This window comes from Neobacillus novalis NBRC 102450 (assembly GCF_001591805.1).
GTDB lineage: Bacteria > Bacillota > Bacilli > Bacillales > Cytobacillaceae > Neobacillus > Neobacillus novalis.
This window is the reverse complement of the sequence record NZ_BCVP01000009.1, coordinates 171,582-184,812: the sequence shown is the minus strand read 5'-3', so window position 1 is coordinate 184,812 and position 13,231 is coordinate 171,582. Positions and strand designations below refer to the sequence as shown.

Genomic DNA, 13,231 nt, shown 5'->3' with positions numbered 1-13,231 from the left:
TATGTTGAACTTCACATTCCATCCAAAGATTATTTTTTTATAGCACATGATTTTCGTTCAATCAGCTTGGTTGGAATCGTGATTCGTTTTGGTAATGTCTCTGGATTTTCAATTTTTTCAATCAAACATTTTGTTGCTACATGGCCTAATTGAAAGGTCCCAATATCCACTGAGGTTAATGGAGGCTTTGAATGCTCCGATAACGAAAGGTTATTGAAGCTAACGATGGAAATATCGTCAGGTACTCTAATGTTTAATGTCTCTAAATGACTGATCATTTCATAAGCCATTAAATCATCCTGTGTGACAAGTGCTGTTGGCGGGTCTTCTATTTCCATTAGCGAGCGGATGGCATCCTTCCCTTTTTCGTTGACAAACTTTTCGTGGACAAAATACACCTCGTTGACCGGGAGCCCAGCTTCCTTTAATGCCATGTTATAACCATTTAAACGGTCAAAGGTAACGACAAAATCTAGATTGCCGCCCACAAAGGCAATATTCTTATGACCAAGCTCAATTAGGTAATTCGTCACTTGTTTGGTAATAAAAATATTATCGTTATCCACATAGGTAATTCTTCCTTCATTGATACTAGGCCTGCCGACAACGGTAAACGGGAACCCCGATTCCTCAAGGTAGGTCATCGTCCGATCATTTACCCTTGAATATAACAGAACAATTCCATCGACCCGCCTGCCCATAACCATAGAGAGCACTTCTTCGTGAATCTCTTCCTCCGTCGAACCGGTTGAAAGGTAAATACCGTACTTGCTTTCATGGGCGTTCATACTGATTCCTCTTAATACTTCGGGGAAGAATGGATTTCGAAAGGCATGGTAGGCCGAATTCGGCATAATAACTCCAATGGTTTGTGTACTTTTAGCAACCAAACTTCGTGCTTGTAGGTTAGGGTAATATCCCAATTGGTCCATTACATCTTTTACACGTCTCTTTGTTTGTTCACTGATTCGCGGGTTATTGGCAATTACCCTTGAAACCGTTGAAGGTGCTACATTTGCTACCCTTGCCACATCTTTAATAGTTACCACCATTACTTCCCCCTAATACCATAAGTTGCTCACATTACTACATTATATAAAAAGATGCTTCCTTATTTTACAGCACCTTCGGAAATTCCTTTGATAATTTCCCGCTGTGCGAAGAAGTAAGCAATGATGACTGGAATAATCGCAATCGTTAATCCTGCCAGTGCTAAATGCCATTGCTTCGTATATTCACCAAAGAAGAAGAACATTTTTAACGGAATCGTCTCCATCCCTTCTTGATTGATGACAAGAGATGGAAGTAAATAATCATTCCAAATCCAAATCGTATTTAAAATCGCCACAGTTACAGTAATCGGTTTTAACATTGGGAAAATGATATACCAAAAGATTTGAAATCGATTGGCACCATCTATTGTCGCGGCTTCATCCATTGACTTTGGAATCCCGCTTAATGTGCCATGGTATAAAAAGATCGATAAACTAGCCCCAAAGCCTAAGTACATGAAGATAATCCCTGAACGATTTAATAATTCAATTTTTCCGAATATCGTGACAAGCGGAATCATCACCGATTGAAATGGAATCAGCATGGCTGCAACAAACATAAAGAAGATAATCGTACTCATTTTACTTTTATTTCTCGAAAGTGCATAAGCTGCCATTGACGAAAACACAATGATGATGACCACACTTACGACAGTGATGAGCACTGAATTCAAGAAGGTCTTTAAAAAGTCCAGTTCGGCAAAGGCTTCAATATAGTTATCGAAATTAAATCCTTCTGGCAGCTTTAATGTATCTGCGAAAATTTCTCTTTTCGTTTTGAAGGAGTTGACAATCATTAAGTAAAAAGGAGAAAGCCATAAGAGCCCTAGGAACACGCCAAGAATCTCAATTGGCCATTTAGTTCTACGCATTACATTTCAACCTCCCTTTTCTTATTAATGTAAACTTGCGTTAACGAAATTGCGGCCACAATAAGAAAGAAAATAACCGCTTTTGCTTGTGCATAAGCCATTTCGCTCTGACCAAACGCCGTTTTGAAAATTTGCATCGCCACCATTTGCGTGGAATTGTATGGTCCTCCTGCTGTTAGCGATAGGTTTTGGTCATAAAGCTTGAATGTATTCGATAATGTTAGAAACATACTAACTGTAAATGCAGGTGCAACGAGTGGGAAAATAATAAAGCGAAGACGCTGGAATGGATTTGCACCGTCAATTTCAGCCGCCTCAATAAGTTCAGTCGGTACCCCTTCTAAGTACGCAATGTAAATGACCATAATATAACCGGCCATTTGCCAGCTCATCAAAATGACTAAGCCCCAAAAGCCTGTTTGCGTAGTGGATAGCCATCCCTCTAAGCTCTCTATCCCAAACACTTGTCCAACCCCAGCAAATACTTTGATAAAAATAAACTGCCAGATAAAGCCCAGAATAAGACCGCCAATAAGGTTCGGCATGAAAAAAATGGTTCTCAAAAACTTATTTGTTCTGATTTTCGATGTAACAATCAGTGCTAACGCCAGTCCAAAAAAGTTAATAAGAATGATGGATACCACCGAGAATTTGATAGTAAACCATAACGAGTCTAAAAATTCCTTATCCTTAAATACATTAAGGTAATTTTCAAATCCGATAAAACCGCCCACATCGATTCCATTCCAGTTCGTGAATGAATAATAAACCCCAAAAAGCAGCGGGATAATAACAACCATGGACAATGCTAACAGAACCGGGGCTAAAAACAGCCAATAGGATAAATCCTTTGTACGCATCATGGGAATAACCTCCAATTTGTTCAATCTAAACAACTAATAAAAGAAAAGGGGCTGATTGATAAAGTGAATCTTCAATCAGTTGCAATTATACTGCTTATTTATCCAGGGTAAAAAGTGCCACCTTATGAACCAGCCGCTTGTCTCTCTTCTAATTTATAATGGGTCCACTTTTTTCAAGTAGGACCCATTATCTGAGTTCATAGGAGCTAATTATTTATTTCTTGATTTTTCCCAAGCTTCTTTCGTGGTTTTTACTACATCTTCCCATTTAGCTTCTTTGCTCAAATATTTTTGAATTTGAACGCCAAGCTGATCTTGTCCCCAGCCAGTTGGGTAGCCCATAAATGTCCAGCCAATCGTTTTGCCGTCTTGTGCATACTGATAAATTTCTTTAGAAAGTGGATCACTAATTTTTGATGCATCATAGCCGTCGTAGGCAGGGATAAATTTAAAGTCATTAATAACTGTATCTTTACCTTCGTCTGAAGTGTATAACCAATCTAAGAATTTCTTCGCTTCAGCAATGGTATTTTTGTCCTTGTTGCTGTTTACACCCCAGTACATTGGGATTCCCACTGGAATGGCATCTTCTTTATAGCCTTCAACAGGGATTGGTAAAATGCCGATGCCATTATCTGCAAATTTTTGGTCAATACCGGCGATTGATCCATATACCCAGTTACCTTGTTGAATCAACGCTACTTTTTGCAGTGAGAATAATTCTTCAACTTGTTGAGAATAGTCAAGGCTCACAGTTGGCTGCACGGAATAATCGTTTTGCAGGTCAAGTACCTTTTTAAACGCATCACCGTATTTAAAGTCAACTTTTTTCGCATTAAAAGCAGATAAAACATTGTTATCAAATTCCGGAGCAAGGAATGTGTTCGATAAATGTAAACCCGTTACCCAAGTTTCTTTACCAGGCAAGGCAAATACCGCTTTAAGACCAAGGTCATTTTTCTTAGCGTCTAGTGTTTTTACTGCATTTTCAAGGTCTTTATAGCTCTTAATTGATTTTGGATCAATTCCGGCTTTTTCAAAAACAGCTTTATTGTAAATGAAGCCATATCCTTCTTGGTTGTAAGGAAGACCTAGAATTTTTCCGTCCTTCGATACACCATCAAGTGTTCCTTTTAGGGCAACATCGGCTGCTTTTGTATCAGAAAGGTCAGCTAATTTCTTTTGCCAATCCTGCACATCTTGTGGTCCGCCAATATTGTAGATTGCTGGCTCTTTACCTGAAGCAAATTTTGATTTTAAGGCAGCACCGTAATCTTCACCGCCGCCAACAGTCGTGATATTGATTTTTACACCCTTATGCTCTTTTTCATATTTCTTAGCCACTTCTTCAAATTGCTTTTTGAATTCTACTTTAAATTGAAATACATCTAGTGTGACATTGCCTTTTGAATCTTCCTTACCGTTTTTATCAGCGCTGCTACATCCTGTTAAAAGAAGACTTAGAGATAGGATTCCAGCGCCAATTCCAGAAAATAATTTTTTCTTATTCATGATTTACCCCCATGCAATTAATTTGGTGAACATAAAAAGCTTGTGCAACGTGAGAAAACATAGATGATTTTATTATGTGTGAATGTGAATTTAGTATTCTAAGAAAATTGATGATCATAATTTTTGCGCAACCGTTTGCACAAAATTGAAAATAAAAAACAAATTGTCTATGTTTCAAACAATCGAATATTCTTAGAAACCATGGTTTTATCTAGTTTCCAACGAAACGTTTGCACAAAATAGCAGAAAAACTGTAAAAAAATGTCATTATCTAATAAAATTCTACCTGCTTTACAGTTAATATCTACCAATACCCCCTATTCTCAATATGTATCGCTAGCGAAAACGTTTGCACTAATCGATAGATTTATAGTACCACTTTCAAAATGAATGCGCAAACATTTTATCAAATTTCTCTATGAAAAAAAGCATCAGGAAATTCTGATGCTTTTGCCAAATGGTTATTTTTTCAATACTACTGCCTCATATGGGCGCAAGGTTGTTGGTTTTCCGACTTCGTAGTTTGACAGGATTACTGTATATTTAGGAATTCGATTTACCAGCTGTTTATCTTCAATCACTAACACATCAGCACTAAAATTACACAAGACAAGAAGGCTTTCATCCTGCCACTTTCGTTCGTAAGCAAACAGTGCTGGGTGATCCTTTAGCAGTAATTGAAAATCACCTTCTATAACAATATCCATTTCTTTTCTAAGACCAATCAATTTTTGATAAAAATAAAAGATGGATTCCGAATCCCCCAAGGCTTTTTTTACATTAATTTCTTTGTATCTAGGGTTGACCTTGATCCACGGGGTTCCAGACGTGAAGCCGCCATGTTCGGAATCATCCCATTGCATCGGCGTTCTAGCATTGTCTCGGCCTTTTACATAAATCGAAGTCATAATTTCCTCATGTGTATAGCCTAACGCTTTTCTTTCGTTATACATATTGATTGTTTCGATATCGCGATAATCTTCAAGGGATTCAAACTTGACATTGGTCATGCCGATTTCTTCCCCTTGATAAATATAAGGTGTCCCTTGCATAAAATGAAGGCATGCTGCTAACATTTTCGCCGATTCCAATCGGTACTCACCGTCATTACCAAATCGAGAAACAATCCGCGGCTGGTCATGATTATTCCAATAAAGGCTATTCCAGCCTTTGTTATGTAACGCCGTCTGCCACTTCGTAAGATTTTCCTTCAAATCGACTAAATTCAACGGTTTTAAATTCCATTTTCCGCCCGGAGCACTGTCTAAGTCCATATGCTCAAACGTGAAAATCATGTTAACTTCTTTCCGGTCTGGGTCCGTGTATTTTTTAGCATCCTCTGGGGTCGCACCTGGCATTTCACCAACGGTCATGATGGGGTAGTTAGACAAAACCTCATGGTTCATTTCTTGTAAAAATTCATGGATTCTCGGTCCATTCATAAAGTATTGTCCGCCATCGCCATATAATTGACCATCGCTCTGCTCGCCGTCCGGCAGGTTCGCCTGCTTCGATATCATATTAATGACATCCATCCGGAAGCCGTCAATTCCTTTATCGAGCCAGAATTTCATCATCTGGTACACTTCTTCCCGGAGCTTCGGATTTTCCCAGTTGAGGTCAGGCTGTTTTTTCGAAAATAAATGTAAAAAGTATTCTTCGGTTGTTTCGTCATATTGCCACGCCGAGCCGCTGAACACAGAACCCCAATTATTCGGTTCTTTTCCGTCATTTCCTTTACGCCAAAAATAATAGTCGCGGTATGGATTATCCTTTGAATTTTTCGACTGAACAAACCACTCATGTTCATCAGAAGTGTGGTTCACCACTAAATCCATGACGAGTTTCATTTCACGTTTATGCAACTCTGCTAACATCCGGTCAAAATCAGCCATTGTCCCGAACTCGTTCATTATGGCTTGGTAGTTGCGGATATCATAGCCGTTATCATCATTCGGGGAATCGTAAATCGGACTGAGCCAAATCACATCGACTCCTAATAATTTCAAATAATCCAGCTTCTCGATAATGCCTTGGATATCACCAATTCCATCGCCGTTCGAATCATTAAAGCTTCGGGGATAAATTTGATATACTACACTCTTTTTCCACCATTGGTCATTGGTTTTCACTTTGATAACCTCCTCACTGTAAACAAACCAACTATATCACAAAGATGCAGTAAAATTGAAAAATCCTCATCCAATAAAAGCTGGATGAGGATTCTTTTGTTATTTTATTCGCTATCCGGACTATTCACCATGATTCCAGCTACTTGGGTTAGACGGTCATAAAAGGCCAGTCCTGCCGGGTTTTGGTCGAGGCCAATCCTCAAAGGCCTCTCTCATGCAGCGAAGCCAGCACTGTGCTCGACTCGGCGTGACTTCGAACGGCAGATGACGCTCCCTCATGGCCGGCGGCCCGAATTCTTGGCTGTAAAGGGCTGGACCTCCTAAAAATTGCGGCAGGAACATCCGCTGCTTCCGCTTTATCTCGTCCATATCCCCTTCAAATAATGGGGCCAGCTCCGGATCGTCATATACACGCGGATAAAAGGCATTGACTAATTTATCAATCGTCTCTTGACCGCCTATTTCGCTATAAAGTGATTTAAAATTATATTCCAATTTCTTCACCATCCACTATTATTTTTCCCCTGTTAATGATTATTATAATAATAAACCGGATGGATTTTCGTGATTTAAATCACACTAAGGTTTTATTTACATAAGTTTCCTTCTACTCACAATCAAATCATGCCATCATTTGAATGATTATGGTATTCTAAAATAATATGAAAGCCGCCTAACGGGAAATATATTATGATTTATATCGTCTTTGAGAATGGGATGGCTATTTGTCTGTTTGGCTGCAGCAAGCGAGATCACTGGTGCTGCTGGACTTAAATTGTATAGTCAGCGAAAAACCATTCGCAATGGGATTCTTTATATTGGCGGGTTCGGTCTGTCTTTTGCTTTTTTATACGCTTCCTTTCATTATTTGCAAGTAAGTATTGCCTATGCAGTTTGGGTTGGGATCGGAACTGCAGGTGCTGTGTTAATTAACATGTTCCTGTTTGGCGAGTCAAAAAACTTTTGGCGCATCATTAGTGTTATTTTGATTATTATTGGAGTTATGGGGTTAGAAGCTCTTTCTTAAAAAAAAGAGCCGGTTCAAACGAGATACTAAGAATGGAGGACTTACAAAAACTTTTTTTAGATTCACTGAAAAAACCTTAATATTCGCTGATAAACTTTTGGAATTCGCTGATAATCGTGCATATTCACTGATAAACAGTCCAGTCAAGTCCTTTTGAAAAAAATCAGTCCATGAGACCGCCTCTCATGACCCGAGCGAGCACCTTTTTGCCTTTTTCGGTCCATGAGACCGCCTCTCATGACCCAAGCGAGCACCTTTTTGCCTTTTCCGGTCCATGAGACCGCCTCTCATAAAGACTAAGGTGCAACTAATTCCACTTTAATCCGATCGTGGTCTTCGAAATAAACAGCGTAATGAGAGTCGCCGCCAGCGTAAGGATGCTTATCTTGATAGAGGATTCCTACTCCCTTCATCTTTAACTTTTCGGTGATTTCATCAACCTGTTCCATCGATTTTGCATGGAATGCCAGATGGTTTAATCCTACCCTGCAGCGATGGTAAGGGACATCCATAAACCGTTCCTCTGCTTGGACGAAAACGAGATAAGTATCTCGATCCTTCCAACTAATACCCGAGTCCCATTTCTGATATCGTTCGTATCCTAATTCCGTTAAAAACCACTCCCAGAATTCAATGGTTTTAGTAAGATTGGAAACATAAATTTCAAGATGGTGGAGCATGTTTTGTAACCTCCATTTCTTCAGTGTTCAAATGAAATTTGTCGAATCAAATTAATTTTTAAAAAAGGACTGAACACATGATTCAGCCCTCTTTTCCAATCCCTATTTTTACATATTTGCAGCAATAATAAAGGCGATAACGATCAATATTAAAACCAAGCAGCCAATAACAGATAACGCCTTTTTTAGCCAGGCCGCATTAAAATACCAAATCGCTCCGACAATGATTCCGCCAATTGGTGTTAGGATGAAGGAAGCGATAATTCCCAAAATAATCGCAAAAACGAGTGACCCTCTGCCATCGTCATAACTTGCTCTCTGCTTGTTTGAATAAGAATTTGTGCCTGAATATGAACCACTGGAGGTCAACCGCGAGTCGCCGAAATAAATTAAATCACTCCGAACTTGCGCTTCCGCTTGTCGCAGCCAATTGTCTACCTCGGCGATTGCAGGTTTATTTAAATCTTTAATCAATGTTACTAAATCCTTATAGGCAGCATTTTCGTTCCCCAACTCTTCGCATAAATCAATCAGTAACCCCATTAATGTATGTCGCTCTTCTTCCGCCTTCGGCAAATTAAGAAGTTTATCCACCACGAGATCATGACTGACCCTTCTATCTGTATAAATCGATAATAAGTACAGTTGCGAGAAAATCTGAAAGTCATGGATAGCAGGTTCTTTAGTTAAGTAGGTTTCCAAGACTTCAATGGCGTCGTCATGCTGTTCCAAATAATAATAAGTGTTGGACAGCTGCAGGTAGTAATTGGATTCATAAGGATTAAGACTGATTAATTTTTCAAACTTTGCTTTTGCCTGATGATAGCTGGTAAATTTATTATAGATAATTCCTAGATAAAAAAGAATATTTTCGTTATCAGGGTACTTGGCCTCTAAACGGAGGAACAAACGTTCAGCATCTTTTAGTCTATCAAGCTCGAAATAACACATCGCCATATACTGTTGTATCTGTAAATCATCCGGATAATTCGTTAACATTGCTTCTAGCTGATGAAGGGCAGTTTGATATTTTCCGCTTTCGTAGGCTTGCTCAGCTAATATTAACAGCTTCGGATAGACCCCATTATCCTTTATTTCAAGATCATATTGGCTCTTTTTATCAGCATTAAGTAATGTTTGGTACGCCTTTGTTAATAATTTAAATTCTTCTGGATGAGTTTCATTAGGGAATTGGCGAATTTTTGCAATATAAGCCTTCTTAATTTCAATGGCTGAAGCATGCCGATCGACCCCAAGTAAATCATAGTAATTTTTCTCCAATGCGCTAATCATTTGGACCACCTATTAGCCGGTTCAAAATTAACGCAGCTTCCTCTGCCGTCCAGTCGTGTTTATACTCAGACTGGATTTTTTCCAGCAATGGCAGGGCATCCTTTGAATTTCCCTGTTCAATCAATAATTGGGCATTGCCCAGCATTAATTCAGCTTTATAGGGAGATAAGACATAATGGCTGCTCGTTTGTGAAAAAAAGCGGTCATAAAGGGCTGGGAGGTCCTCCTTCATGTTTAGCCTTTGCTTTGATTTTATTAGAAAGTAAAAGGCATCATCTGAAAAATACTCATTCGGCTCCAGAGTCAGGCTTTTTTCCATTAGATCAGCGGTCTTACTGTAATCTTTATTTTTGAAAGCAGCCAACCCGTTTTTGTAAGTGTTCCAGCCGGCCTTGGCAGATAGTTCCTCACGGTCAAGATTGGCAAAGCTGATAAGCTCACTTAGCTCTTGCTCTTTGCTAAGCTCTTGGTTTTTTGCTTCTAAATCATTTTGTAAATTGCTTTTCTCTTCCTTAAGAGCAGATAATTCCTTTTCAAGGTTCTCTGTTTTCACTCTGTCTTTTATTCCATCGCCCGCATTTTGCTGGATGACTGGTTTCTGGTTATTCACTTCTTTTGTTTCACTAAGAGCCCAAGTTCCAATAGCACCAACTAGTAAGGATGCAGCCATACCTGTGGCAATAAAAAGACCCTTTGACCGCCCTTTCTTCGATGCTTTCACGGTTACAGCTATTTCTTCAAAGGATGTTTGTTTAGGCGCAAGATGTCCGATTGTTTTTTCTATTTCGCGAATGATGGAACTGTTTTTCACATAGAGAGGGAAGTTGTTGATTGCTTGAAAAGCCCTTTCCTCTTCTCCTGTGACAATCTGGACCAATAGATATCCATGGTAAAAATCAATGGGCAGTGGAACTTCCTCCTGATAGGAAAGAAGCTCCTTAAAAATACCTTTTGCCTGATGAAAATCCTCCACTTGAACCCCTTCAACGGCCTTATTGTATTTCGCATACAATTTATCATACTGAGGTAATTTCTCCTCAACCGCTTGTTGGTAGGTTAGCAGATTACGACCCTCGAAATGTTGAATTTGGCCCCACAGTTGTAACGCCTTATGTGGAAAACCAGAGAGCACGTGAAGAAGGCCTAGTGCCCACTTTGCTTCGGTTAATGAAGGATTTTCTTTCACAATAGGTTCGAGAAAAAGGGCAGCCTCTTCATAGCGCTCATCCTGTAAATAGTTTATTGCTAGGTTAAAGAATCGCACGGTTTGCTCCATATGTCAGCCCTCTATACTAATTCGATTAATAGATCAGTTAATTCTTCTTCATATTTCTTAACTAGATTGGCATTATTTTGGCTTAAAGCATTTTTTAAATTGCTGAGCATATCGTGAATCTTTGCCTGCTCGTTAGGACTTACTTCATCGATTATTTTTTCCGCACGATTGATGACATTTTTTACTTCGTGGTAAAATTCCGACTGATTCCATTCCCGTTGAAGCTTTTCTTTCGCTAAAGAAATTTCAGGTTTTGACATGACACCTTTTTGGACATCAATTACCTCCGTTTGCTTCTTACCAGTACTTAAAATCGTCGCCTCTACTTCAAGTAATCCATTAATATCGTAGGTAAATTTCACTTCTATTTTCTCTTGCCCTGCTTGCCTTCTTGGAATCCCACTGATGATAATGTCATTTTCGCCAATTCTTAGTTCCGATCTTACGTATTGATCCTCATCATCACCTTGGTAAACCCCTAGGTACATTTCATCCTGATTATCGGCAATCGTTACATAGGTATTGCTCTCCGTTACAGGGATCGTACTATTGCGCGGGATAATAGGGTCGAAGAAACCCGAAACCATTCTTCCCCCTACATTTTTCACTACGTCGACACCAAGTGTATAAGGGCAAACGTCCAAAACCATTAAACCTTTTGAGCTATCAATCTCTCCGCTTTTAATTCCTGCCTGGACAGCGGCTCCTAACGCCACGGCTTCATCAGGGTTTATATCTTTTCTCGGTGTTTTACCAAACTTCATTTCAACCAATCTTTGAATTAACGGGATTCTTATTGATCCACCCACAAGCAAAATCTCAGTGATGTCATGAGTCGTTAGTTTGGCATCCTTTAATACTTTATCAATTTGCTCCAAAGTTGACTCTGCAAGACTATTTATTAGTTTTTCAAACTGGGTTCGAGTAATTTCTTCGTCAATCGAGATTGGTGAATTATGATAAATGGCAAAGAACGGCAGATTCAAGCGGGCCGAACTTTGGGTAGATAATGCCTTTTTTACATTCTCCGCTTCAACCTTTAACCTGGCCTTACGTTGAAGAAGTTCCTGCTCTGTTCCAAATCCAAATAAGTCAATTCCCTGTTCCGTTTTATATTTCTTAACAAACCAATCTACTATCGCGTTATCAAAATCCATCCCGCCAAGATGGTTGTTTCCGGCACTTGCTTTTACTTCGACGACACCAGAAAACAACTCTACAACGGAAACATCAAACGTACCTCCGCCAAGGTCATAAACAAGGATATGCTGGTCCTTGTCCATATTTTCAAACCCAAAAGCAATCGCTGCTGCAGTTGGTTCATTTACAATTCTTTCTACCTTTAATCCGGCAATTTCACCTGCTATTTTTGTTGCCTTTCTCTGTGCATCAGAAAAATAGGCAGGAACCGTAATAACTGCTTCTGTTACAGGTTTACCTAAAAATTTTTCAGCAGAATCCTTTAGGTATCTTAAATAATAAGAAGAAATTTCTTCTGGACGGTATTGATTTCCGGAAACATCAACTTTCTGTTCTGTCCCCATTAAACGCTTGACTTCTAAAACAGTTTCCCAGGGATAACTAGTATAGGCATTCTTAGCGACTGCACCAATTTGGATTTTATTTTCACGGTCAACTTGGAAAAAAGACGGAGTAGTCCGTTCACCACGATCGTTAATAATAATTTCCGGTTTTCCATTTTTCAAATAAGCCATTGCTGAGTTTGTTGTTCCTAAATCGATACCAATTAACGTCATTTTATAGACCCCCTCAAATTCTTGTCTTTAATATATAGTGATGACTTTTGCTTCGCGGATTAATTTACCGTTTTCTTTAAACCGGAACCCTCGCTCATGAACCGCGTATACTTGGAATTTTTTTAATTGCTCTTGGAAACTCTCAGGGACTGTTCCAATACTAATCATCGTTTCGCCATTAATAAATTCGCCTAATACCTTAATTTCCTCAATCCCATACAACTCCAATAGCTTGAGGTAATCGTTGATGACTTTTTCGATTTGTGTTCCCCATTCTTTAAGGTCTGTTTTTAATGCAGATTGATAGATTAAATCCATTGAATCCACCGCTTGGATGGTCAGATTGATTAATTCTGTTATTTTCCCTTCATCCTTACTATCCGTCTGTTCCAAAGCGCCCTTATCTTCCGGTGCGGCAACATCGGAAAACTCTTCAAATTTTGCCAGTAACTCTTGTAGAAGTTTAAAGGAAGCACGATTTCCCTTTTTTACTTCGTCTTTAAATTCATTGATTAACCCTTGAAAATCGCCTTGAGAAACTTCAGGATTCGATTCGAGGTCTAACGGTTGGATTGGCTTTAACTCTTGTAACTGCTTTTTAAATTTTTCAATATATAGGCTATCCATCGTCACTGTTTGCTTCCCCCCAGAAAGTTATGTCGCAAGTTCGATAAACTGATAAAAAACGTTAACTACTAAATTCGCCTTTTTAAAGCGGATACATGCGTCATACTTTTATAATTTTTGAATTTTTTTTATAGTCCAAT

General features: G+C 39.0%; 12 protein-coding genes. 1 reads left to right on the top strand and 11 read right to left on the bottom strand.

Annotated features, from left to right (window positions below):
• Nucleotides 1–29: 29 nt before the first annotated feature.
• The 6 genes from BANVL01_RS06840 to BANVL01_RS06815 form a co-directional block, all read right to left on the bottom strand.
• On the bottom strand, nucleotides 30–1,052 hold the full coding sequence (locus BANVL01_RS06840; RefSeq protein ID WP_066083345.1) for a LacI family DNA-binding transcriptional regulator: 1,023 nt from the start codon (nucleotides 1,050–1,052) through the stop codon (nucleotides 30–32).
• A 59-nt stretch (nucleotides 1,053–1,111) separates the two neighbouring features.
• A complete protein-coding gene (locus BANVL01_RS06835) occupies nucleotides 1,112–1,924 on the bottom strand; it encodes a carbohydrate ABC transporter permease (protein WP_066083343.1) in 813 nt (270 codons plus the stop codon).
• Nucleotides 1,924–2,784, bottom strand: coding sequence for a carbohydrate ABC transporter permease (locus BANVL01_RS06830; RefSeq protein ID WP_066096134.1), 861 nt, complete (start codon nucleotides 2,782–2,784; stop codon nucleotides 1,924–1,926). Before BANVL01_RS06830 ends, BANVL01_RS06835 begins: the two co-directional genes overlap by 1 nt.
• A 213-nt stretch (nucleotides 2,785–2,997) precedes the next feature.
• The gene (locus BANVL01_RS06825) at nucleotides 2,998–4,299 is read right to left on the bottom strand and encodes an ABC transporter substrate-binding protein (RefSeq protein WP_066083341.1); all 1,302 of its coding nucleotides are present in this window, start codon (nucleotides 4,297–4,299) and stop codon (nucleotides 2,998–3,000) included.
• A 461-nt stretch (nucleotides 4,300–4,760) separates the two neighbouring features.
• On the bottom strand, nucleotides 4,761–6,431 hold the full coding sequence (locus tag BANVL01_RS06820; RefSeq protein WP_066083340.1) for a glycoside hydrolase family 13 protein: 1,671 nt from the start codon (nucleotides 6,429–6,431) through the stop codon (nucleotides 4,761–4,763).
• Between the two features lie 156 nt (nucleotides 6,432–6,587).
• Complete coding sequence (locus BANVL01_RS06815) at nucleotides 6,588–6,938, bottom strand: globin domain-containing protein (RefSeq protein ID WP_235845496.1); 351 nt, start codon at nucleotides 6,936–6,938, stop codon at nucleotides 6,588–6,590.
• Between the two features lie 205 nt (nucleotides 6,939–7,143).
• Here BANVL01_RS06815 and BANVL01_RS06810 point away from each other — a divergent pair, with 205 nt between their 5' ends.
• Nucleotides 7,144–7,458 (top strand): DMT family transporter, encoded by a 315-nt coding sequence (locus BANVL01_RS06810; RefSeq protein ID WP_066083339.1) that lies wholly within the window; start codon nucleotides 7,144–7,146, stop codon nucleotides 7,456–7,458.
• Between the two features lie 296 nt (nucleotides 7,459–7,754).
• Here the strand turns inward: BANVL01_RS06810 and BANVL01_RS06805 are convergent, their stop codons facing one another.
• From BANVL01_RS06805 to grpE, 5 genes are all read right to left on the bottom strand, one after another.
• Nucleotides 7,755–8,138, bottom strand: a complete 384-nt coding sequence (locus BANVL01_RS06805) for a VOC family protein (protein WP_066083337.1) — start codon at nucleotides 8,136–8,138, stop codon at nucleotides 7,755–7,757.
• A 108-nt stretch (nucleotides 8,139–8,246) separates the two neighbouring features.
• Entirely contained in the window at nucleotides 8,247–9,431 is a 1,185-nt protein-coding gene (locus tag BANVL01_RS06800) for a tetratricopeptide repeat protein (protein ID WP_066083335.1), read from the bottom strand.
• Complete coding sequence (locus BANVL01_RS06795) at nucleotides 9,424–10,707, bottom strand: hypothetical protein (RefSeq protein WP_066083333.1); 1,284 nt, start codon at nucleotides 10,705–10,707, stop codon at nucleotides 9,424–9,426. The genes BANVL01_RS06800 and BANVL01_RS06795 overlap by 8 nt, the downstream gene beginning before the upstream one ends.
• Nucleotides 10,708–10,718: 11 nt before the next feature.
• Entirely contained in the window at nucleotides 10,719–12,464 is a 1,746-nt protein-coding gene (locus BANVL01_RS06790) for an Hsp70 family protein (protein WP_066083331.1), read from the bottom strand.
• A gap of 27 nt (nucleotides 12,465–12,491) precedes the next feature.
• Nucleotides 12,492–13,091, bottom strand: coding sequence for a nucleotide exchange factor GrpE (gene grpE / locus BANVL01_RS06785; RefSeq protein WP_235845506.1), 600 nt, complete (start codon nucleotides 13,089–13,091; stop codon nucleotides 12,492–12,494).
• Nucleotides 13,092–13,231 lie beyond the last annotated feature (140 nt).

What these genes read in the sequence shown, in the direction of transcription:
- BANVL01_RS06810 (WP_066083339.1), top strand. Translation starts at nt 7,144, where the DNA reads ATGGGATGGCTATTTGTCTGTTTGGCTGCAGCAAGCGAGATCACTGGT.
- BANVL01_RS06815 (WP_235845496.1), bottom strand. Translation starts at nt 6,938, where the DNA reads ATGGTGAAGAAATTGGAATATAATTTTAAATCACTTTATAGCGAAATA.
- BANVL01_RS06790 (WP_066083331.1), bottom strand. Translation starts at nt 12,464, where the DNA reads ATGACGTTAATTGGTATCGATTTAGGAACAACAAACTCAGCAATGGCT.
- BANVL01_RS06835 (WP_066083343.1), bottom strand. Translation starts at nt 1,924, where the DNA reads ATGCGTAGAACTAAATGGCCAATTGAGATTCTTGGCGTGTTCCTAGGG.
- BANVL01_RS06795 (WP_066083333.1), bottom strand. Translation starts at nt 10,707, where the DNA reads ATGGAGCAAACCGTGCGATTCTTTAACCTAGCAATAAACTATTTACAG.
- BANVL01_RS06800 (WP_066083335.1), bottom strand. Translation starts at nt 9,431, where the DNA reads ATGATTAGCGCATTGGAGAAAAATTACTATGATTTACTTGGGGTCGAT.
- BANVL01_RS06805 (WP_066083337.1), bottom strand. Translation starts at nt 8,138, where the DNA reads ATGCTCCACCATCTTGAAATTTATGTTTCCAATCTTACTAAAACCATT.
- BANVL01_RS06825 (WP_066083341.1), bottom strand. Translation starts at nt 4,299, where the DNA reads ATGAATAAGAAAAAATTATTTTCTGGAATTGGCGCTGGAATCCTATCT.
- BANVL01_RS06830 (WP_066096134.1), bottom strand. Translation starts at nt 2,784, where the DNA reads ATGCGTACAAAGGATTTATCCTATTGGCTGTTTTTAGCCCCGGTTCTG.
- grpE (WP_235845506.1), bottom strand. Translation starts at nt 13,091, where the DNA reads ATGGATAGCCTATATATTGAAAAATTTAAAAAGCAGTTACAAGAGTTA.
- BANVL01_RS06840 (WP_066083345.1), bottom strand. Translation starts at nt 1,052, where the DNA reads ATGGTGGTAACTATTAAAGATGTGGCAAGGGTAGCAAATGTAGCACCT.